The organism is Rheinheimera texasensis DSM 17496, assembly GCF_000711985.1.
GTDB classification, from domain to species: domain Bacteria; phylum Pseudomonadota; class Gammaproteobacteria; order Enterobacterales; family Alteromonadaceae; genus Pararheinheimera; species Pararheinheimera texasensis.
This window is the reverse complement of sequence record NZ_KL544005.1, coordinates 679,928-701,500: the sequence shown is the minus strand read 5'-3', so window position 1 is coordinate 701,500 and position 21,573 is coordinate 679,928. Positions and strand designations below refer to the sequence as shown.

Annotated in this window: 16 protein-coding genes; 13 read left to right on the top strand and 3 right to left on the bottom strand. The window is 47.1% G+C overall.

The window, feature by feature from the left end; genetic code table 11:
• Positions 1–178: 178 nt before the first annotated feature.
• From Q399_RS0113630 to qatD, 4 genes are read left to right on the top strand one after another with little or no spacing between them, the layout of a single operon-like run.
• Positions 179–2,044, top strand: coding sequence for a KAP family P-loop NTPase fold protein (locus Q399_RS0113630; protein WP_031569319.1), 1,866 nt, complete (start codon positions 179–181; stop codon positions 2,042–2,044).
• Positions 2,044–2,877 carry a hypothetical protein gene (locus tag Q399_RS0113625; RefSeq protein WP_031569317.1) on the top strand — a complete coding sequence of 278 codons (834 nt, stop codon included), beginning with the start codon at positions 2,044–2,046 and terminating at the stop codon, positions 2,875–2,877. The genes Q399_RS0113630 and Q399_RS0113625 overlap by 1 nt, the downstream gene beginning before the upstream one ends.
• Positions 2,874–4,139: a Qat anti-phage system QueC-like protein QatC gene (qatC, locus tag Q399_RS0113620; protein ID WP_031569315.1), complete on the top strand. Its 1,266-nt coding sequence runs from the start codon at positions 2,874–2,876 to the stop codon at positions 4,137–4,139. Before Q399_RS0113625 ends, qatC begins: the two co-directional genes overlap by 4 nt.
• Positions 4,136–4,897 carry a Qat anti-phage system TatD family nuclease QatD gene (qatD, locus tag Q399_RS0113615; RefSeq protein ID WP_037046134.1) on the top strand — a complete coding sequence of 254 codons (762 nt, stop codon included), beginning with the start codon at positions 4,136–4,138 and terminating at the stop codon, positions 4,895–4,897. Before qatC ends, qatD begins: the two co-directional genes overlap by 4 nt.
• A 316-nt stretch (positions 4,898–5,213) precedes the next feature.
• Here the strand turns inward: qatD and Q399_RS22260 are convergent, their stop codons facing one another.
• From Q399_RS22260 to Q399_RS0113600, 3 genes are all read right to left on the bottom strand, one after another.
• The gene (locus tag Q399_RS22260; RefSeq protein ID WP_211253333.1) at positions 5,214–5,513 is read right to left on the bottom strand and encodes a helix-turn-helix transcriptional regulator; all 300 of its coding nucleotides are present in this window, start codon (positions 5,511–5,513) and stop codon (positions 5,214–5,216) included.
• A 146-nt stretch (positions 5,514–5,659) separates the two neighbouring features.
• Positions 5,660–6,994: a hypothetical protein gene (locus Q399_RS0113605; protein ID WP_031569309.1), complete on the bottom strand. Its 1,335-nt coding sequence runs from the start codon at positions 6,992–6,994 to the stop codon at positions 5,660–5,662.
• A 437-nt stretch (positions 6,995–7,431) separates the two neighbouring features.
• Entirely contained in the window at positions 7,432–7,686 is a 255-nt protein-coding gene (locus Q399_RS0113600) for a helix-turn-helix domain-containing protein (protein WP_031569306.1), read from the bottom strand.
• 152 nt (positions 7,687–7,838) lie between these two features.
• Here Q399_RS0113600 and Q399_RS0113595 point away from each other — a divergent pair, with 152 nt between their 5' ends.
• The 9 genes from Q399_RS0113595 to Q399_RS0113545 all read left to right on the top strand — a co-directional run bounded on the left by Q399_RS0113595 (position 7,839) and on the right by Q399_RS0113545 (position 21,554).
• Positions 7,839–8,462: a hypothetical protein gene (locus Q399_RS0113595; RefSeq protein ID WP_031569305.1), complete on the top strand. Its 624-nt coding sequence runs from the start codon at positions 7,839–7,841 to the stop codon at positions 8,460–8,462.
• Positions 8,463–8,587: 125 nt separating this feature from the next.
• On the top strand, positions 8,588–11,344 hold the full coding sequence (locus tag Q399_RS21640) for a GlyGly-CTERM sorting domain-containing protein (protein ID WP_157836308.1): 2,757 nt from the start codon (positions 8,588–8,590) through the stop codon (positions 11,342–11,344).
• A gap of 11 nt (positions 11,345–11,355) precedes the next feature.
• A complete protein-coding gene (locus tag Q399_RS21635; RefSeq protein WP_051685990.1) occupies positions 11,356–13,128 on the top strand; it encodes a S8 family serine peptidase in 1,773 nt (590 codons plus the stop codon).
• 242 nt (positions 13,129–13,370) lie between these two features.
• Positions 13,371–14,444 (top strand): type IV toxin-antitoxin system AbiEi family antitoxin, encoded by a 1,074-nt coding sequence (locus Q399_RS0113570; protein WP_084164325.1) that lies wholly within the window; start codon positions 13,371–13,373, stop codon positions 14,442–14,444.
• Positions 14,422–15,270, top strand: a complete 849-nt coding sequence (locus tag Q399_RS0113565) for a nucleotidyl transferase AbiEii/AbiGii toxin family protein (protein ID WP_031569300.1) — start codon at positions 14,422–14,424, stop codon at positions 15,268–15,270. The genes Q399_RS0113570 and Q399_RS0113565 overlap by 23 nt, the downstream gene beginning before the upstream one ends.
• Before the next feature lie 425 nt (positions 15,271–15,695).
• Positions 15,696–16,163, top strand: a complete 468-nt coding sequence (locus Q399_RS0113560; RefSeq protein WP_031569298.1) for a hypothetical protein — start codon at positions 15,696–15,698, stop codon at positions 16,161–16,163.
• 451 nt (positions 16,164–16,614) lie between these two features.
• A complete protein-coding gene (locus Q399_RS0113555) occupies positions 16,615–17,184 on the top strand; it encodes a TetR/AcrR family transcriptional regulator (RefSeq protein ID WP_031569296.1) in 570 nt (189 codons plus the stop codon).
• Positions 17,185–17,243: 59 nt separating this feature from the next.
• Positions 17,244–18,404: an efflux RND transporter periplasmic adaptor subunit gene (locus tag Q399_RS0113550; RefSeq protein ID WP_084164323.1), complete on the top strand. Its 1,161-nt coding sequence runs from the start codon at positions 17,244–17,246 to the stop codon at positions 18,402–18,404.
• A 15-nt stretch (positions 18,405–18,419) separates the two neighbouring features.
• Positions 18,420–21,554: an efflux RND transporter permease subunit gene (locus Q399_RS0113545; protein WP_031569294.1), complete on the top strand. Its 3,135-nt coding sequence runs from the start codon at positions 18,420–18,422 to the stop codon at positions 21,552–21,554.
• Positions 21,555–21,573: the final 19 nt, after the last annotated feature.

The following is a 21,573-nucleotide window of genomic DNA, read 5'->3' as shown; positions in this document are numbered from 1 at the left end:
TATATGTTGTTAATATTTGTTGATTATTTTTAATTTTGTGTTTATCGGTACTCGCGACACTACTAGTCACAGTTACGTTCCTAATTGAAACACAATTCTTATTCAGTTATCTTGAAGTTGAACTTATGTGGCAATGAAATTTCTTTTGCCGCACAACTTATAAAATGGATTTAAAGTTATGTGGCATGATAACGAAACAGCTATTGATTACCTTAATTTCGGCGTAGTGGCTGATGCATGTGCAAGCATGCTGAGCCGTGCTGATGGAGAGCCGATTTCTATTGGTGTTTCTGGTGGATGGGGTGCTGGAAAATCGTCTTTGGTGAAGATGATTGCAGCCCGCCTTAAAGCCCTCCCCGAAATAGATAAAGGCGGGAAATCCCCCAACAAGTTTGTTGTCCTCACTTTCAATCCGTGGCTTTACCAAGACTTTGAATCCGCTCGCAGTGCATTGCTTCAGATTGTGGGGGATGAGATTGTTCGACTTTCTAAAGAGAATCAGACCATTCAGGACAAGGTCACTGAACTATGGCGCCGCATCAACCTGCTTCGAATTGCCCAACTGAGTGGTGAGGCGGCATTAACATTGTCTACCGGGATTCCAATCGGAGTTCTTGGTAAAACATTTAATAGCATATTGGGCTTCTTTTCCTCGACTGAAAAATTGAGCGAGGTATCAGTAGATTCTGAGGTTATTGGTTCCGCTGTCAATGGTTTGTTGAAACCGAGCGAACCGTTTTCGATGCCCTCGCATATCCAAGCTTTCCGGGACACTCTTGAAGAACTTCTTGCCGAACTCGAAATTACCTTGGTAATTTTTGTTGACGACTTGGATCGATGCCTTCCTCAAACTGCAATTTCAACGCTCGAATCTATTCGCCTCTTGTTATTCATTCGCCGAAGTGCATTCGTCGTTGCAGCTGATAACGACTTCATAAAAGCCGCTGTAAAAGTCCATTTCGATGGTGCAGGCATCTCGAGCGACGTTGCTACAAACTACTTTGATAAGCTGATTCAGGTGCCACTTCATGTTCCGCGGCTTGGCCTCAATGAGGCAAAAGCGTATCTTGTGCTACTCCTACTAGAACGAGAAACAAAGGCCGGAACGCTAACTCATCACCAGTTCCAAAATGCACTAAAGCTTATTCCTGAGAGACTGCGAAATAGTTGGAAAGGCGAGACAATTAATCAAGTATTTCTCTATGAACTGGTTGGAACAAACGAAACTCTACAGAGCTTAATGAACCTTGCAGAAGGATTAGCCTCACTTCTCCATGGCTCGTCTGCGGTCAACGCAAACCCACGTCTCATGAAACGCTTCTTAAACACAGTTTATCTGCGTGAAGCCCTTTCCGCACCGCAGGGTATTAAGCTGGATATTGCTGCGTTGGCAAAATGGCACCTTTTAGAGCGTTGTGACGAATCACTGGCAGAAGTTATTGCTGGCCAAGTGCATTCGGACAACGACGGTCGAGTACAGATCCTTGCTGATGCTGAGACAGCAGCCGCTTGCCAAGGAGGTTTGCCAGCAGAGTTTAGCAATAATAATTTTACAAGGCAGTGGCTCCAGTTACCACCTGCACTCGGCACCGAGGATCTTCGACCACTATTGCACCTGAGCCGCGACTCTGGCACTCGCGACTTCGGCGATGACAATCTGAACCCAGATTCAAGAAAGCTTCGTGACGCTTTGAAGACTGCAACAAGTGGACATCAATCCCTTATAGACCTAATGAAAAAAGTTGGACCTGATCAGACTGAACTGGCGATGATTAAGGCTTGGCAGAGCTGTGCCACAATTCGCACCTGGAAACGCAGCGAAGATATTTTGATGCTTATTGAGTGCTGCAAAGTCTTCCCATTGCTTGGGAAAAAGGCAGCCAGTCTGCTGGAGCAAGCACCTTTAAAGCTTGTTGGTCCTGGAATTGTTCCAATGCTAGGTGCTCAACAATGGGCGCGTGAAGTTTTAGAACGTTGGAAGGATCTAAACGAATTGTCTAAACCGACCAAAAAAGCGATTGAAAATCTAGGGGTGAAGCGTTAATGGGGACTTCAACATCAAGCGGAGGCGGCCGTTCAGGCTCTCCTTTCGATCCTGAATGGCTTTCTCCTGATGGACTGGCATCAGGCGAATCCTGCAGCGGAAACAATTCGGATTCTGAACAGAATGGAAATGTTGATCCCGCTGACAATGATGAATCACCGGGCCCTGAGAATGTTCAAGCTCCTGAGCGTCGTTTTGGTCCTGCTCGTTCGCAAATGAGCTCATACCTTGGAAATGGTAGTCGCTCCAATCTTCGAAATGCGACTAAGAGTATGATCTCAAAAGGTATGGGGGGGGCAAGTCGCGCGGCTTCTACGATGAGGAATGCAGCCAGCGGAGCCGGGGCTCTTGGTCAGTTTCTAGTTGCTGCTCGCGAGAGTTCAGACCAAATAGTTAAAGATTGGGTAGCACATTGTCGATCAGCCAATCTCTCTGCTTCCGACTTGATACTTGAAGTCCTGAAGGTAGTTTATCCAGACTCGGGCAGCATTGATGAGGATTCGTTGCAAGACGCTGGCGCGGAGGCGTTAGCCAAACTTTACGAAAAGTATCCTGGAGTAGATATATTTGCTCTTACGGACTCACAAATTGCTGAGGTTATTGGAAGGACTATTGCTATCCAAATTTGTCAGCGAATTGATTTACTGCTCGGGCAGACATACGAAAAACTTGAGCATGATCCAGCATTAATCCAAGAACGACGGACAGATATTAGGGAATGGGTTTGGGCTGAGATTCGGGTAGTCATAGAACAAAATCAATCCGGACAGATAGACCCAAATGGTTTGGCCGAGTCAGTTCTTAAATCTGCGTTAGAGGTGTTTGCCGAATGAATAAAGTACTGTGCTCCAAAGCAGAGAATATCCCACAATTTTTAACGCCTGAAGAGCGAGTGTTTTCATATTTCAAGGCGGCAGGTCGCGATGGCGTCGGAGCAATTGCCAATCGCTGGCATGGGTCATTAAAACGTTCGGGTTTCCGGCCATCGCCAGTGGTGTGGGACTTCGTTCAATTCTGTTTGGCAGTTTGCAGTGCTGATTTGGCTAGCCCAAGAAACACTAGTGCGGATGGATGGACACGCACGATTCAGCTTACCGTTGGGCTTTGCGAACCGTGGCGGTGGGTTCCACTTAGACAGCGTCTTGAGGAAATGCTGAAGGTTTTAACTGGCGATTATTGGACTCTTATTTTTAATGATGCAGGTGTTGAACCGCCTGAAGGGGATGGCGCCTATCTCCAGAATGATTGCGTATCTTTGTTATCAGGCGGGCTCGACAGCCTGATTGGCGGTATTAATTTGGTTGCAGAGCAAAGACATCCACTGTTTGTGTCTCAGCTTGCTCATAAAGACTCGGAGTTACAACGGAACTACGCAAAACTACTTGCTGGTGCTGGATCTCACTATCAATGGAGCCACGGTATCAGCTTTAAAGGAACACGCGAACCTTCGACTCGAGCTCGCTCCTTGGCATTTTATGCGTTTGCAATACTAGCTTCAACGAAGATCAATCTGCCCAAGCCACAAATCTATATTCCCGAAAACGGGTTTATTTGTATTAATCCTCCATTGGTACCGGGCCGAGTCTCGAGCCTGAGTACGCGCACGACTCATCCTCTTTTCATCGATATGCTTCAAAGTGTACTAGGTGAGCTTGGTATATCCGTCGAACTGATATTGCCTTATCGTTTCCAAACAAAAGGGGAGATGATGCGGAGCTGCCTCGACCAGAACCGATTGAGTGAACTTGCATCAGGCTCCACAAGTTGTGGACGTTTCAGGACTTATAATCGTCAACACTGTGGTCGTTGTGTGCCTTGCCTTATCCGCCGAGCTGCTTTTCTAGCATGGAAACCAGGCTCCGATCAAACCAACTATCGCTTTCCGTCAGTAGTTGGCAGCAATAAGTCCAGCGGTCCTGACGATCCAATGGCAATGGCTCTGGCTGTGCTTGATGCTAAGCAAAGAGGATTGGATCGATTCCTTGGTGGTACTTTGGCATTTGCATCTATTAATGACCGCACTGCATATCGCAGAGTGCTGCAACAGGGTCTTACTGAATTGGAAGCCGTTCTTGTTAAGGATCAATTGCTTTGATCGACTTTCATTGTCATCTAGATCTTTATCCACAAGCAAAGGAAGTATATGCAGAGTCTCTGAGACGCAATGCATTCACATGGTTAGTAACTACAAGTCCAAAGGCTTTTCGCGCTACGAGCTCAGTGCTTGGCCGGCATGAAACGGTGTTGATAAGTCCAGGCCTTCACCCTGAGATAGTAAGTGATCGCTTTGATGAGTTGGAGCTGCTGACAGCTCAAATTGGTGACACTATTGCTGTTGGTGAAATCGGTTTGGATGGATCTAAACGTTATGCTGCTAGCTACCTAAAGCAAAAGCAAGTCTTCTCTGCGGCCGTGAGGCGATGCCATCAAATGGGTGGGCGGGCGCTTAGTATCCATTCAAGGCAGGCGGTTTCAGACGTTTTAGAACTACTCCGTTTGTTCCCTGACCATGGAGTTCCGGTACTGCATTGGTTTACGGGAACGGCATCGGAGCTTAAAACTGCTATTGGACAGGGTTGCTGGTTCAGTATCGGTCCAGCGGCCTTTTGTTCCGCTGCAGGAAAGGCACTAGCCACGAAACTTCCGAGGGATAGAGTTCTTCCTGAAAGCGATGGTCCTTTTGCTCAATTAGATGGTCGCTCTGTCATGCCTTGGGATTTCGATATTACGGTAGCTCTTCTTAGTGACGTTTGGTCGGTGCCTTTTGAGGAGGTCAGAGCTCAATTACTCAGTAACGCTAGAATGTTTGTGAACAAAATTGGCTATACAAAACTAATTGAAAAATTGATTTGAAGACAGTTTATTTTAATACTTGTTTTTGTTTTGAAAACTAGTTGAATAACTCAAAAATTTCGAGAAACACTATCCAGCTACCTTCGACAAGGTCTGCTTTCAGTGAAAAGCTGTGATTCGACAACTGCCAATCTCTTTGTCTGGAAATGGCGCAAAGCCACCTTCTGAAACAGTTATTCCGAATTTTAGATATCGATAGTTAAAGCACAGCTATTAGAATGGAATTTTGATTAAAGTTGTAAGTTAGCTGCAACAACGGGCTACCCGGATTGGCAACTTCTGGTAAATTTGCTCTGGAACTGAGTTATAAATTCAATTAATTATTGTTGAGCTTGTACAACATGATTGTGTTTTCGTCGTTTATGTTGTCGCAGTTGGCATTATACTTGGTTGTCATACCTTTGGTCGTTTGATTTAGTTGCTGATGCTTAGGCAACGCATCCAGCCATATGTCTAAATCTTCTTTTAGATACCGAATCGAGCGCCCAATCCGGATAAAGGGTGGGGCAGGTGTACGATTGTCCCGATTCCCCTCCATACGGGACTGGCGCAGATATGAGCGGCTCATGCCCAAATAAGCTGCGGTCTCAATCTCGGTGAATACGCGTTTGTCCATAGGATGTCCTTGCGAAAAGTGGACTGAATGCCCAAAACTAATGTATGGGAAAGCGTTTGACTTTGGGCATTATGCAGCCGCCGTTGTTGTCCTGTTCTTTACCGTTGAGTGCTTGAGAAAGGCCAATGCAGGTTCTTTCCCTTTTTTTATTTCGCTATAGAGCTAAACAATGCTGACACGTCAACTTCTGAAGCCTTAGCTGCAATAAGACGGATTTTTCTGGCCTGCAAAGCTGTATGCCCATTAACTTTGACTGTATTGAACTGTGATGCAGGAATGTTGAAAACCTTCTCTATCCGATTCTTGAAATATTCACTTCCGGCTTCTGGAACAATAATATCGACATTTCTATCTGGATGGCTGCGAAGTATATCGTTGAAGTGCTCATCAGCATTGTTGAAGGAGTATCCAACTACAACAATATGTTTTGCATCATTAACCCACTGTGATGCCTGTGACCATAGTTCAATGTATCTATGGGAAAGTATGGGCTTCAAGCGCAGTGGTGGCACCAATGCTGGAATTACATGGCGCTGCAGCCGTATGTCTTCATGAGTCACGTCAACATTTGGTGCGACAATCTCTCGAATGAACTCAGCAGGGTCGCATTTAAGTATATCTTCCACAGGCAACAAATCACGAGTATCCATTCGGACGTATTCCGCTAACCCACCATGGAAGTAAATGACTTGATCAGCACCAAGTTGATTTTGTAAAAAGGCAGTATAGTTCAGCGTCAATGCCCGAACATTATTTGGAAGTTTTCCATAAAATGGCATATTGGCGTCTTCTACCGTCGACATGACTTCTTTTTGTTTGGCAACCAAATACGCCCAGAGTGCCCATGAAATGTAGATATAGTTTTTAATATCAGATGGCTTCTCGTTATAAAAGCCAAGAAACTTCTCCACAAGTAAGGTTTCGATATTCAACATATCGGCACCGAGTGCACTCGCTACTGCATGGTGCTCACCGCTTAGCCCTAACTTGAGCGTACGCTTCAGTACAGTTTTAAATGTATCCGAAAGTGATAGTTTATGAATATCCAAAATTGAATCACTATCAATCAGATCTTCAGCATCTTTTGGAAACACGACACGAATCAGCGCTTCCGTCTCTTCATCCAGATAACTGTGTTCGGCAATGGTGGCAAGCTTCTCAAACAGACGGATAATGAGCTCACCATGCTTACGAACTGTATCTTGATCCTGTGGCAGGTTAGCAATAGCATCTCGAACACGCTGCACCATTGCTTTTTGCTCATGAGTTTCGCGAGTTGCAATCCTGTCCACTGCACGGGCAATCATGTTGTTGAAGCTGAATTTCAGCCCTGGTAACATTTTTCGCAGTGACACATCAACGGATTTGCCTGGCCCCTCAAGATATCTGGACACATCAGCTAACAAAGTATTGGCAAGTGGAAAATCAATACCTTGTGTACGATCTACGCCGGCACCGATAATCAACAATTTGTCGTTCATAAAGACTATTCCTTTTACATCAAATCCGTACCTTCAGTTGCTATAAAGACGCTAACAGGAGCCAATTTTTGTTGCAAGCTCAGAAACAACTTTGGAAGCCACGAAAATATTTTAATTCCACACGATTATTCGATATGACTAATTTTTACCAATCTATTTTGGAAATTTCGTATTGACATAAGGATCTTCAATATTGTCGATTTGAATAGGCAATAACGGAAGTCAGTTGTTAGTAAAAAGCAGCTATTCGGCTGCAACCGTTGGCGACTGACACAAAGTGCGTTTGAGCCGCACCCTAACCAGCATTAAGATCGCAATTGGACCTGTGGCGTTACTGAACTAGTTAGCATATGCATGCAGGCAGGCAGGAGTGTATTTGCTAGTCGAGCTTTTGGTTAGTGCTGCGTATTGGGTAGGAAAAGAGCCCATGCGTCTTGTTACGCCTTGTTTTGCGAGCTGCCTTTTAAGAGTATCGATAATCCGTCATGCGGGTTGATTCCGATTTTCTCGCATATGTTAACGAATTCTAAAATATCCATCCGGCGCTCGAACTGTTCAATTTTGGAAATGTAAGTTGAATTGGGATAGCCAAGCTTCTCCGCTAATTCTAGCTGAGTAACCTTTTTGAACTTCCGCTCCGCGATCATCCAGCCGATCAGCTGTCGATAGCGTTCATTGAATATGCTCTTCATGGTTGAAAAACATATCCTTTTGATCAATATTATCGAAAATCGATAAATTTGCCATCATGTTTGCTTTTAGCGTTGAATCGCAGGGGGAGTTGGAAAGTACCTCAGCATGTCGTCTTCGCTCATCAAACTTGAAATTAGCTGTGGGGTGAAAGATGGATCTATCAGTAAGTTTGGTCGAAGGAGTGCTACTGGAAAGCAGCAAACATGCAGAAACCAGTGTGTATTCAACAGGTCGTGGAACTCGTCATGACCCTGTCAGAGTGCATTCTCAAACGAGCACTGTTCAGGAGTTTTGGATAAAAAAATTAGACGGCACCGAGAGCCAAATCACTCTGCATGACAAGGAGGTGAAGGCTCGGGAGGGGCATCGACTGGTCTTACTGCGTGGCGAGAGCGAGGACGGACTCTCCGGCTACGTCGGTTATTTAAACATCGACACGGATCAGTATGTCATTTTTAACAACGCAGGCATCGCAAGAGCCTTCGCCTCTAAAGGGCTGCCATTTTACGCCACAGGCTTTTTAGCCCTGATCGTCGGAGTATTTGTGGCTTTTGCTAGCGAGTTCTTGGCTGGCTTCCTGGTTTTTATGGCCGGTATTTGGTGCGCCATCATCGTCCGAAATATTCATGGTTATTTCATCGACCCCAAGTTAACGCAACTTGCCAAAGATGCGGTTCAAAAAGCGATCCGCACAAACAGTTTTACCGGGACCCCAGAAAGCGAGATCACTCTGGATCCACCTGCTGAAGAACCCAATCCCTGGTTACAAAACTAATTCGAATCAAGTTTGCGAAAGGTTACCTGCAGAGTCATGCGCGTGCTGCATTTGTAAGGGGGCCTTTCTGTTTGAGTCGCACAATTTTTGATTTTCTGGTGTAGGCAAAAGGAGTACAGAGAACGATGTGGAACAGGAACTTGGTCACGCAGAGTATGCTGTGTGGTTCATTGGCGTTCAGTGCAGGGGCGCTTTCAGAGGGTGTCACTGCGACGCATGCACCGCTGAATATTCAATACAAAGACGGAGCCGGCATCGGCGTGAATGATACGACGCAACTGACGCTCTCTGATGGTACTCAGACGACGGTGGGGGCTTTTCGTAAAAGCACCATTGAGCATGTGGCGCGGGCAGTAGCACTGCAGTTTCATAACGCGGCGCCACTGAATTGGAGTGTGATGTTTCAAACGAATGCGGGTTACGATGCGTTGACCATGGGGCCTGCATTTACCGAAGTCACTTCCAGAAACCAGGATAAAAATGGATTCGCGAAGCTCGGTCAGTGGTATCCCATCACTTTACTCTCGGGACTCAATGGCTTTGACGTCGGCTTTATCCCGGGAGAGCCTCACGCCGAAACGCAGTTCCTGGCAAACCCACAAAATATACAGTCCGCCATCGCGCCAAGCAGCGGTCAGCCAATCCTGACCTCGATTGTGTATCACGAACTCATTCACCTGTACGGCTTTGCAGAAAACTCCTGTTTGGGGTCCTGTATTCCTGCCCGGATGTCGCATAACAGCCACATGACGCCTTTGCTATGGTACCGAAATACAGACAATTCGCTGGTCAGCTACGAGCAGTTGGATTTGGATGGCCGGGAGGCGGCCGGCAAAAGTGGCAACCGGTTCCTCGCAGGTGGCACTTTAAGCGCGCCGCGGACTTCTGCGGCGGTGCGCTCCGAATTAACCGGTGGGACTTATGTTGATAGCAGCGGTGGTTACGTGCAGATGTTTGCCACACCAACCAGCAAGGGTGATTGGGACGGTCAGGTCGGTAGTCACATTTCCTTTGATGTGCAACCGCAGCAATTGATGTATTCAGCTGCTGCCCGGGTTCAGGACATGGGGATTGCCGCACACATGCTCTGTGATGCCGGGTGGTGTCGCAAAACCGGCCAGGTTATTGATGTGTCGGCACAGGCAACGCTTGATACAAATGCCAGCACCGCGAGCAAAACCTACATTGACGTCACCTTTAAAAATCACACGAATGCAGACGTCGACAAGCTGCAGGCGCAAGTGCGTTTGGACGCCAAATATACGGGTGTGACACTGTCGGGTGACCAGCAGGGCTGCGTGCTGGAAGCGCAGGTGCTGAGCTGTATATTTGACCTCGCGGCACTATCCAGTAAAAAAATGTCGCTGACACTTGGTGCGTTAACCGATTCTGGTTATGTCATCGCGGGCGAGGTGTATTCCACCGACTTCGACGTTGACCGCAATGGCTTTAACAACATCCTGGATGCGACGTTAAAGGCTGCGCCTTCAAATCCTGGCACCGGTGGAGGTACTGGAAATGGTGGCACTGGAACTGGCGGTTCAGGCAATACAACGACACCATTATCATCCGAAAGCAGTGGCGGTTCGATGCCGCTGTGGACTATCGGCCTGCTGGCTTTAGTAGGGTGGCGTCGTTTCAAAGCGATTAAACGGATAGCGGTCCCGGTCACGGCGGCGCTGTTATTGTCAGCCTGCGGAGGAGGTGGTGGCGGTGACACGGCAACCACGCCTCCTGTGGTAACCAAACCCGATTTGCGGGTAACGCTTCAAGGTAGCAGCACTGTTCCTGAAAGCAGTGCCATTGATGTCCCCGTGACTATCACCGGTGCGCAGGGTGCTGTGAATGTGTCGGCAACCCATAACGGCCCATCCAATTTCACCGTCACCCCAACGATGAGTAGCACAGGCGGTACGCTGCGATTGCAGCTCGGGGAGCTGTTCAGTCATCAGCAGGCCAATGTGCAACTGGTGGTGAGTGATGCGGACGGTCGCAGCAGTACCGTATCGATGGCGGTTTCCTTACAGAACTCACCAGGGTTTCACCGCGTGGTGGCGAGCATTCCTGAAAGCGGTATTGAACTGAAAGAGAACAGCAGCGCCACTATTCAGTTCACCTTTGACGGGGCAAGCGGGGATGTCAAAGCTGCTGTTGAACCAACCACGACTGAGCAAAGCATCACCACAAAAACAACACTCACAAATGCCGGTGGCACGTTGGAGGTCACGGCTGGCGAATTGGTACGGGTCAATCATGAGCTCAAATTGGCTCTGGCGTTTACCGATGCGGCAGGTCAGGTGCAAAAACGTACCCAGTCGTTTTCATTGATAAACGCCACAGGCGCCAAACTGCTTGAAGAGTTCAATCAGACCTACGCCGCAGCTCCAGCCTTCTCGGAGCTAAAACCCGAGCGGGAACTGGTGCGTCGGCTGTCTGCGCTCGCGGTCCTGACGAACGCCGCCTATACCGGCACAGAATCAACGTTACTGGACCGCCTCCAACAAGAAGTGAACGCCAAGGGTAAGCAGGCAGCCATTACATCCTGGTTGCAGTCTCATGCTGGGGATGCCGCGCGCTATCAAAGTGGCGCAGCAGAAGAGACTGCTTTAAAAGCGGCCACTGCAGAGCTGATGGGATTACTACAGGCCCATGGCAGCACTGTCGATACCGTCATCAGTGACGCAGTCAGCGCCAACAACGGTGTCGTGCCTCAAGTCGCACTGGGCGCGCTCTTGTTCGACAGCACCAGCAAAAAACTGTCCCGCTTTATCGGCAATAACAGCCTCGGGCAGTACAAAGACGGCAAGTGGCAGTTCAACGCCAATTACGCATTCCTCACTCCTATCGTTTTTCCTGAAACGCAAACGTGCAAGGCAGAATAGGACTTATCATTATGAAACATTTTGCAATTCTATCGTCCATGTTAGGCCTTGCTGGTGTGTTGATGCCGGCTTATGCCGATGAAACCGTGCGATTGGTATTCAATCAGCAGCAGGCCATCAGCCAGTCGCAAACTACTTCACAGAATGTGGGGCAAGCCGGTTGTGTCAGCACGCCAGATGGTTTGACGCAGTGGTGTATTCCAGCTGGTGAGGCGAAAGCCAATTCCGCTGCAGGTACTGAGCCGCTCTTTGCTGTGCATGAACTTCCGGCACATGGCTATGACGCCAGCTACATCGCGCACTTATTTACTCAAAGCGGCCAATTTGGTGTGGTTGAGGCGGATTTGATAACAAGCGCTCGCCCGGTTGAAACCATGGACATGACGGTTGAGAGCGATTCAACACAAATCAATGACCCATATTTTACCTCGTATCAGCTGAACCGGTATTTTGCGAGCCCGAGCAAAGCGAATGTGGGCAGTGGAATTATTGACCTGTGGAATATGGTGGGTCTCCCTGCGGTTTTGGAGCCCAAAGACCCGATTGACCTCGTCTTCATCGATTCGGAATTTGAAACCAGTAAGGAGGTGACCTATCACTCAGGTCGTTCCCTGACGACTACTGCTTTGACCAAGGGTGGCCCGTTTCAGAAACCCAATGATGATTTTAGCGTCCGCCCGGAAGTGGATGATGTCTGTGATGCGCACGGTCTGCAGGTCATTGCAACGGCCAGCGCCAAGACCAACAATGAATTTGGTGGTGCAGGCATTACCAACAATGTAAACCGACATGCTATTCGTTCTATGACCTGTGGTACGGGCTTTTTGTCAGACTCGGCGAATTCGCTGCTATTCCTCGCTGGCAAGCCATTTAAGGACTCGAACCTCGTGACGCCTTATGCAGGCAAGCCAGGCATCATCAACATGAGCTTGGGTAGTAAATCAGAGTCATGTCCTGTGTATCTGCAAACAGCGATTGATGAAGCCATCAAGGCGGGATTCACCATTGTGGTCTCTGCCGGCAATGAGGGCGCTGATACCGGAGTCAAATCCCCGGCGAACTGCCGTGGTGTGATTGTCGTGGGTGCTCTGGATACGGATGGAACCATAGCGTCCTATTCCAATACCGGGAAAGAAGTGGATGTGATGGCACAGGGCAGCTGGATACCAGTCCCCTGTGAGGATAACGACGAGAAATCAACCTACTGTTTCAGTAGCGGTACGTCGTTCTCAGCGCCTGTGGTCTCTGGCGTGTTAGCAACCGTCAAACGGGAAACCGGTGTCGATGATGACACGCTCAAATTGGCGTTGCTGTTGACCTCTGAGTCAGTCAGAGATGCACGCTGTGATGTGAAGGACACTTGTGGGGCCGGTCGTTTAAATGCCGCAGGGGTGATGGGGATTGCCCGTCTTGCCAAAGCCGGAGGCCTCAATCGCATCGAGCACGCGCTTGGCTCCAAGACCGAATGTGAGCAAATCTGGTTGCTGGACCATTTTGGTCAAAAGGCCCGGCTCTGCAACCTGTTTAAAGTCACGTTCATGAACGGGGTTTTGCTCAATAACGTGAGTTATCAGTTGGTCTCCATTCCAAAAGGGGAGCAGTGGGATAAGTCGACTCCGGCTGTCGTTGGAACCTTTACTCAGGCCGAAGTGCAGCTGGGGGCGCTGACGCCTGATACGCTGCAATACGGCATGCAAGTCTGTGAAAACGGCGCTTGTGGCGAGGTTCTGGTCATGAACACCGACAAGGCAACGAGTGCTAGCAAACCTGCGGCCTGCAAATAAACACCATGCTCAGTTAGCTTCGACCGGAGTAATCTGGTCGCAGCTAATGACACTTGCAGAATGAGTCATTTAGCCGGCGCATTTTTGATGAAAGAGTTTGTTGTCTCAAAGTTATCTGTGAAATTCATCCTTTAATCACTATCAATGTTACATGCAGATTTGTTCATTAATAATGAACAAAATTAATTCGTGAACGATGTCTGGATATTCCTGCGTTCAGTAATCTATAATGTTCATTAATAATGAACGATCGTGATTCCTGTTTTGGAGGTGCAATGTCTCACAACAATGAAGCTGATTTACTTCGATATGCAGTGAGTCATGCTAATGACACTTACAAGCTTGGATTGCAGATCGAAGCATTTGAAAGCGATATGGACGACGCAAGGGTTCGGCTCAATCTCGCGGACAGCTTTGTGTCACTAGTGGTGGAAGTGAAACGCTGGGCTAACCATATCGACACAGACCTGTTGCTGATGAAACTCAGCAGGAAGTCACCCATTCAGAACCTTATTCTGGTTGCACAGTACATCAATCCTAAAATGGCAGAACGATTTAGGGATGCCGAACTTCAGTTTATAGACACTGTCGGCAACATTTATCTCAGGCAGCCTGGTCACTTTTTATTTGTGACAGGGAACAAGGAGGGAGACTTGAGTCATGACAAAGGCCAGTCTGTGCCAATGGCAAAGGCTCTGTCAGCAAAAGCTCTCGTGGTGATGTATACCATTTTGAAAGAGCCCGACGCATTGAAGTGGTCATATCGCATGTTTTCAGAGAAAACTTCGGTATCAATCGGCATGATTTCTCAAGTGATGCGTGAGCTGGAACAGCAGGGGTATCTGACAAAATCATCAACCAAAGTGACAAGCATTTTGCAGCCTGACGAACTGCTCCAGCGTTGGACTGCAGGATATATGGATGTCTGGCGTAAGTTTCGCAGTCCTGAGCGCTGGGTTTCGAGTGAACCGTTCTGGCAGGATGAACAACAACTTTCCGCCTCTACTGCTGTCATCGGTGGTGAAATTGCAGCATCTCATTATCTGAACTATCTGACTCCGGGCTCAGCAATGTTTTATGCCACAAGGCAAGAGATTGATAGCATGGCCCGAACTTTCAGGCTACGAAAGGCGAGAACAGATTTTGAATCTGGTTATAAAATCAGTTTTATGGAGCCTATGATGCCTAAAGAACTACTTATAGGGAATGATGGCTATGCACATCCGCTATTGGCCTATGCGGAGCTGATGGCATCAAAAGATCCACGCAATATTGACACTGCTAAGCGACTATATGACAGATATTTTGGTCATTGACCAACTGCCACAGGGCGTCGTCGCGATTTACCGTGATGTAAATGTCCTTGCGAGAGAGCTGAATATTCCTTATTTGGTTGTTGGCGCTACAGCACGTGATCTCATTCTCTACCATGGGTTTGGAGCTGCAATTGTACGCGGCACCCGTGATATTGATTTTGGGATTAAGATCAGGACTTGGGAAGATTTTCACAAGATGTCGATTGGACTTGTAGCGAAAGGGTTTGTGCAAGACCAACAGGTTAGGCATCGTTTTCACCGCGCAGACATGGAAGGCCTGCCATGGGAAATTGATATAGTTCCTTTTGGTTTTGAAGAACATAGCAGTGAAATTGCATGGCCACCCAGTGGTGACGTCGTCATGACGATTTTGGGTTTTCAAGAAGCTTATGAACATGCAATGAAGGTCCAGATCGAAAGTGATACGCTGATAGACGTATGCTCTCCAGCCGCGATGGCTGCGCTCAAACTGGTCGCCTGGATTGAGCGTGACCTCTCTGTGCGGCCAAAAGACGCTTCAGATTTACTTTATATGATGAAGTCTTACGCCAAAATCCCGCTAATACATGATTTGCTTTACAGCGAGGGGGTGATGGAACGTTGGGATTATGATGAAGATTTGGCCGCCGCATATAAGCTTGGTGCAGATATGATGACTATCATGTCAGATCCGACACGTGCTTTTCTCTGGACTAAAATTTTTAGTCAACCAACCACGATTGCAATGTTTGCCCGGCATATGAAGGTAATGAGCTATGAATCTTTGGATAGGTGTAACGCGTTGATTGATGCATTAATTACAGGAGCGAAGTTCAAGGCGGGCTAAATTTTTATTCAGGCGAATGCAAAACGTAAGTCCAATTTACCACCTCAATAGTTGGTGGATTAACACCTAAAATAGACGGCAAAAAAGTCCATTTCAGGCCACACCAGACTGTTATCTACACGCTGCCTAGTGATTGAAACTGACGGATCCCCTGTAATAGGCCCGAGCCTCAACTCCTGCGGCGGCTAGCCCTGTATCACTGTCGTTAATATGCTGAACCAGTCCGGGCCTTCGATGTTTCTGCAGATATATTTGGCGATATAACCCGTTGCGGAGCCTCTGGCCTAGTCAATTTAAACGACTGCCACCCAGTTGGTGGCGGGCGGTTGTCAAAATTTTGTAAGTCACTTTGGCGCACAAATTGCAATACATGGCCTTTAAATCCATCCCTCGCGATAGCCCGACCGACAAGGATGACATAACCGATGAAACTAGACAGCAGCCTGTTTGACACTTTTCAGCAATTGCGCGGTCGCGAGCAAAATCGCAAACTGGCGCTACTAAACCAGTACAGCGACAAAATTAAACAACAGCAGACGTATAAAAATGGTGTCACATCCCAACCTGACACGCCGATGGTCAGCGTGCCGGCCAAACCGTCGACGACGCTGACTTTTGCCAATATTAGCAGCAAGCAGCTGAAACAGTGGCTTGAGCAAAGTGGCAGCAAACTGACGGAAGAACAAAGCGGCGCACTGAAAGCGCTGATTTACTCCGCTACTGGCGGAGGCAGCAAAAACGAACTTACCCCAGTCAATTTTTTTGAAAAGGCACAGCAGGTTCTGCAAAGTGCGGCTGCTCGTAAAGACAGCACGGCGATGTTGTTCTGGGCCAATACACTCAGCGCGATGAAAAAATTCGAAGGCGAAGCGCTGAGCCCGAAACAAAGCTGAGCTATGGTGTGTTGGCTGAAGCTGCGGACATGTTCTGCTTTGCCAACACCGGATGCATTACTCAGTTGTCTGTCTTGTCGATGGCTGGACATAGTATTGGATGGGCATGGGGGCCAAAGCATGTACTTGAACAACACGAGGTTCATAAAAGCACTGCCTATCGCCGATAAGTGAGCAACCATGTTACCGCTTCAGTTGGAACTCTGGCAAAACAGAAACAAAAAGGTAGGTCCAGCCGCTTTAAGGTTATGGCGAATATTGCTATCAACAACCTGCTTTAGAGCTTCGATTTCCAATACCCTTGATAGCTCATAAGTAAATTTTATAGAGTTGTTTACAATTGACATAGCAAAAACGAATGTGGATTGCTTGAATTTTGCGCATTTATTGAGTTGAAAAAAACTAAATAAAAGCCTATAATGAGTGAGTACTCATTTAATGGTTGTAATTAATGGCTAGACCAAAAAGCACTGATAAACAAGTTGCATTGCTAAAAGCCGCGGTTCAAGCGATAGCGAGCGATGGCCTTGGTGCTCCTACTTCTAAAATCGCGAAGCTTGCGGGAGTTGCTGAGGGGACTCTGTTTAGGTATTACGCGACTAAAGACGAGTTGATTAATGAGGTCTATCTATACTTAATTAACTTAATGAACGAGTCTATCTACAAAAAATCTGATCCCTCTTCTACTCTGTATGAGAGAACTGAAGCGATATGGAATAACTATATCGATTGGGGTGTGGCACACCCAGTTGAAAATTCAGCGATAAGTCAATTGGCTGTATCCGAGAAAATTACTGCAGAATCACACGAAAGGGTCATGCAGCTCTGCATTGATTTACACGGAAAAGATATTTCAGATCTATTTCTAACTGAACAAAATGTTTCGACATTTTATGTTGATGCGGTCATGAATGCGCTCGCACAAGTCACTGTGAATTTTGTGATATCGCACCCTGCAGAAGCCACAAAGTACAAACAAGTCGGGTTTAAAATCATGTGGAAAGGGCTGACTCAAAGTTAGCCTTTTTTTGGAGTTCTTAACTGAGTGATCAATCACTCATGTAAGTAATCGAGATTTATATGAAACATAACAAACGCGGTCATATCCGCAAGCTCAGCAGTATTAGTTTGGTAGTCGCTGCTGGACTTTTAATAAATATCGCCGGATGCACGAAAGCGCCTGATGAGTCCAGTGCCCCATCTTCAGCAGGTCTTAACCCAACGATCTCTGTCGGGGTTGAGATTGCAAAGCCTGTTGAACATCCCTTTGTGCTAGACGTTGTTGGACAAGCGGAGGGCTCGCGCGTCGTACAAGTAAAGGCGAGAGTATCTGGTTTGCTTGAACAGCAGCTTTTCAGTGAGGGTGAGATTGTGGCTGCTGGTAAACCATTGTTTTTGATCGACCGAGTTCCTTTTGAGCTCGCGTTGAAACACGCAAAAGCGGACGTTTTACAGCGTCAGAATCTGTTTGAACAAAGTCTTCGAGAAGTCAACAGGCTTAAACCGCTCGCTGAAAAGAAGGCTGTTTCAAAAAGAGAATATGATGATGCTTTGTCTGCTGAAAAAGTCGCAAAGGCTGCTTTGGATAGCGCAAAGGTAAGTCTTGAAGAAGCTGAGCTCAATCTTTCTTACACAACCGTTACGTCCCCTATTTCCGGGTTTACTGATAGAGCCTATTTTTCGGTCGGCAATTTGGTAAATTCAAACTCAGAAACAGCACTTACCTCCATTACTCAAGCCGATCCGATTTGGGTTCGATTTTCAGTATCAGAAAGTGAGGCTCATCGGTTAAAAGCTACACAATCAACCAATATTCAATTGGTTTCTGCTGATGGAAACGAGCTACTCAAGGGAGGAAGACTTAATTTTTCAAGTTCTGAAGTTGATCCCCAATTGGGTACTGTTCAAATTCGGGCAGAATTCTCTAACCCTGAACACAAGGTAATGCCAGGACAATTTGCAAAGCTCCGTGTCGAAGCTGGTAAATCAATTGTGTTTAAAGTTCCTCAGGTTGCGGTTGTTCAAACTGAACAAGGAAATATGTTATGGATTGCACGCGAGCATAAGGCGACCATTGTTCCTGTCGAGACTGCAGAATGGAACGGATCTGATTGGATCGTCGCAAAGGGATTGCAAGAAGGTGATGCAGTTATCGTCGACAATCTAATGAAGCTAAGTCCTGATGCTGCGGTAACAACGACTGTTGTTGAGTCAGATCCAACTTCATCATTGTCTAACTAAGGGAGAATTTATTACATGTTCTCTCGCTTTTTTATTCATAGACCAATTTTTGCAGCTGTATTGTCGATTATTTTGGTATTAGCCGGTTTAGTGGCAGTCAAGATATTACCCATATCGCAGTACCCCGATATTGCACCTCCATCGGTGACGATTACAGCGACATACCCTGGTGCCTCTGCAGAAACACTGTCAAAGACAGTAGCCGCACCTATCGAGGAGCAACTTTCAGGCATAGAGAGTCTTCTGTACTTCAATTCAAATTCATCCTCTGACGGCACCGTGACGATCACAGCTACTTTTGAGGTTGGTACCGATGCCGACAAAGCTGCATTAAATGTCAATAACAGAGTGCAGATGGCATCTCCAAGACTGCCAGATGAAGCAAGAAGAAATGGGATTGTTGTTGCTAAACGGTCTGATAATTTTTTACAGGTTATCTCTCTGATTTCACCAAATGGTAGTAAGGACGAGATGTTCCTTTCTAACTTTGCAACCCAAAATTTGGTTGATGAAATCAAACGCATTCAAGGAACTGCGGATGTGTCCGTCTTTGGTGCTCGTGAATATGCAATGCGTATATGGTTGCAACCCGACAAAATGGCGCAATTGGGCATCACAGTCAGTGATATTTCTGCCGCTATATCAGCACAAAATGCCCAGTATGCTGTTGGTAAAATAGGGGCCGAGCCCTCGCCAAAAGACCAATTTTTGTCTTATACCGTGACAGCTCGTGGGCGATTAGTTCAGGCAGAAGAGTTCGGTAACATTGCACTTCGTGCCAGCGGCCCTAAAGGCGTTTTGCGTTTAAAAGATGTCGCAACGGTCGAGTTAGGGGCACAGAACTACGAGCAATCAAGTACCTTAAACGGTAAACCTGTTGTGTCACTTGCAGTTTTCTTACAATCAGGCGCAAATGCGTTGGAAGTGGGCGATGCAGTAAAAGCCAAAATGGCCGAGCTTAAAGCAACCAAGTTTCCGGCAGACCTTGAGTACTCTATTCCCTACGACACAACAACGTTTGTCTCTGCATCTATATCAGAAGTTGTCCATACCGTGGTTGAAGCAGCTTTGATTGTTTTAGCTGTCGTGTTTTTGTTTCTTCAAACTTGGCGTGCGACCTTGATCCCGATGTTAGCGGTGCCGGTGTCGCTCATTGGAACCTTTGCAGGCTTATGGTTGTTTGGTTTTTCAATCAATACCTTAACTCTTTTCGCAATGGTACTAGCGATTGGTATCGTAGTTGATGATGCCATAGTCGTGCTTGAAAACGTGGAACGTCTGATGCGCGAGAAAGGGTTAAGCCCTGTAGCCGCCTCAATTGAAGCCATGCGGGAGGTCTCAGGTGCTGTTGTTGGGATTGTTTTAGTACTTTGCGCCGTATTTATACCGGTCGCTTTTATGGGCGGAATTGCTGGGCAATTATATCGGCAGTTTGCAGTCACAGTTGCAATCGCAGTTGTGCTATCGGGTGCTGTGGCATTGACTCTAACTCCGGCACTTTGCGCGACATTGTTAAAGCCTCATGAGACTGACACCAGTCGTTTCGCTGGATTTTTTACCAAATTCAATACCGCATTTGAGTGGGTTACTAGTCACTTCACAAATGCTGTGAGCTTTGTTCAACAACATCGTTTAGCGTCCGCAGGAACATTCTTGGGAATGCTTATTGTTATGGCGGTGTTATTTAAAAGTATTCCTACCAGCTTTGTACCCGAAGAGGATCAGGGATACATTATCGCGGCAGCAATGCTCCCAGACGGTGCAACACTGAAGCGGACAGAACAAACAACTGAAGAACTCAGACAGATGAGCGCTAACAACAGCGCCATTGACTCCTTTTTCACAATCAATGGGTTTGACATGATTGGTGGAGGTGCGAAAGGAAATGCTGCAACCATCTTTATCACGATGAAGGATTGGGAAGAACGAGAGCAGTCCGCACAGCAATTAGTCGCCGAAATTGGTGGTGCTGGGATGGCATTAAAAGATGGCATTGCCTTTGCCTTTAATCCGCCAGGCATTCAGGGTTTAGGTGAGGCCGGTGGATTTGAAGTGTATGTCCAAAGTCGCAATAGCAGCGATCCCAAGAAATTGGCAGCTGTGACTCAAGAGTTCATCTCAGCCCTCTCTCAGCATCCGGCACTTGCAGGAATGCAAACGTTCTTTAACGCGAATGTTCCGCAGTTATTGGTCGACGTGGATCGCGAAAAAGCAATGTCCTTGGGTGTGCCATTGGAAGATGTTTATGGTGCATTACAGGCCCAAATGGGCTCGTTGTATATCAATGATTTTAACCGTTCCGGCCGTACATACCGAGTGACTATTCAAGCGGAAGCAAGATTCAGAGCGAAGCCTGAAGACTTGGGGAATTTATATGTGCGCTCTACAACGACTTCTAAAATGATTCCGCTAAAGGCATTGATCAAGGTGCAATCAGTCGTGGGTGCTGAGCAAATCGAGCGCTATAACGGATACATTTCTGCCAAAGTGATGGGAGCCGCAAAATCAGGATTTAGCTCAGGTGAGGCCATTGCGGCTGTAGAGCAGGTCGCGGCAACAACATTGCCAAGTGGTTATGGTATTGAGTGGACAGGCCAAGCTTATCAGGAAAAACGAACTGGAAGTGCGTCCATATTTGCCTTTGGATTTGCCATGATCATGGTGTATTTGATCCTCGCCGCAATGTATGAGCGTTGGGGCGTCCCACTTGCTGTAGCACTCGCAGTCCCCTTTGGAGTGGTTGGCGCACTTTTAATGGTTTGGTTAAGGGGCATGCAGAATGACATTTACTTTCAAATTGGCTTAGTCGTGCTGATCGGCCTTGCGGCAAAAAACGCAATTCTAATCGCAGAGTTTGCGATGCAAGCAATGGCCGAAGGCTTAAAGGCTGGAGAAGCAGCCCTGGAAGCAGCCCGTCTTCGTTTCCGTCCTATTGTGATGACCTCACTAGCATTCATTTTGGGTGTAGTGCCACTGATTAGCGCCACCGGTGCTGGAGCAGCTGCAAGGCAATCAATGGGAACAGGTGTCTTTGGGGGCATGCTACTTGCGACTTTCATTGCACCGATGTTCATTCCTTTATTCTTTACAGTATTAGCTCGAAAAACTAGTCAGCCACAAACGAATGAAATAAACGCGGAAGATAAATAATGTGCCTTCAAAATAATAC

Coding starts and splice junctions, on each gene's coding strand:
- Q399_RS0113630 (WP_031569319.1), top strand. CDS start 179: ATGTGGCATGATAACGAAACAGCTATTGATTACCTTAATTTCGGCGTA.
- Q399_RS0113625 (WP_031569317.1), top strand. CDS start 2,044: ATGGGGACTTCAACATCAAGCGGAGGCGGCCGTTCAGGCTCTCCTTTC.
- qatC (WP_031569315.1), top strand. CDS start 2,874: ATGAATAAAGTACTGTGCTCCAAAGCAGAGAATATCCCACAATTTTTA.
- Q399_RS22260 (WP_211253333.1), bottom strand. CDS start 5,513: ATGGACAAACGCGTATTCACCGAGATTGAGACCGCAGCTTATTTGGGC.
- Q399_RS0113605 (WP_031569309.1), bottom strand. CDS start 6,994: ATGAACGACAAATTGTTGATTATCGGTGCCGGCGTAGATCGTACACAA.
- Q399_RS0113600 (WP_031569306.1), bottom strand. CDS start 7,686: ATGAAGAGCATATTCAATGAACGCTATCGACAGCTGATCGGCTGGATG.
- Q399_RS0113595 (WP_031569305.1), top strand. CDS start 7,839: ATGGATCTATCAGTAAGTTTGGTCGAAGGAGTGCTACTGGAAAGCAGC.
- Q399_RS21640 (WP_157836308.1), top strand. CDS start 8,588: ATGTGGAACAGGAACTTGGTCACGCAGAGTATGCTGTGTGGTTCATTG.
- Q399_RS21635 (WP_051685990.1), top strand. CDS start 11,356: ATGAAACATTTTGCAATTCTATCGTCCATGTTAGGCCTTGCTGGTGTG.
- Q399_RS0113570 (WP_084164325.1), top strand. CDS start 13,371: ATGAACGATCGTGATTCCTGTTTTGGAGGTGCAATGTCTCACAACAAT.
- Q399_RS0113565 (WP_031569300.1), top strand. CDS start 14,422: ATGACAGATATTTTGGTCATTGACCAACTGCCACAGGGCGTCGTCGCG.
- Q399_RS0113560 (WP_031569298.1), top strand. CDS start 15,696: ATGAAACTAGACAGCAGCCTGTTTGACACTTTTCAGCAATTGCGCGGT.
- Q399_RS0113555 (WP_031569296.1), top strand. CDS start 16,615: ATGGCTAGACCAAAAAGCACTGATAAACAAGTTGCATTGCTAAAAGCC.
- Q399_RS0113550 (WP_084164323.1), top strand. CDS start 17,244: ATGAAACATAACAAACGCGGTCATATCCGCAAGCTCAGCAGTATTAGT.
- Q399_RS0113545 (WP_031569294.1), top strand. CDS start 18,420: ATGTTCTCTCGCTTTTTTATTCATAGACCAATTTTTGCAGCTGTATTG.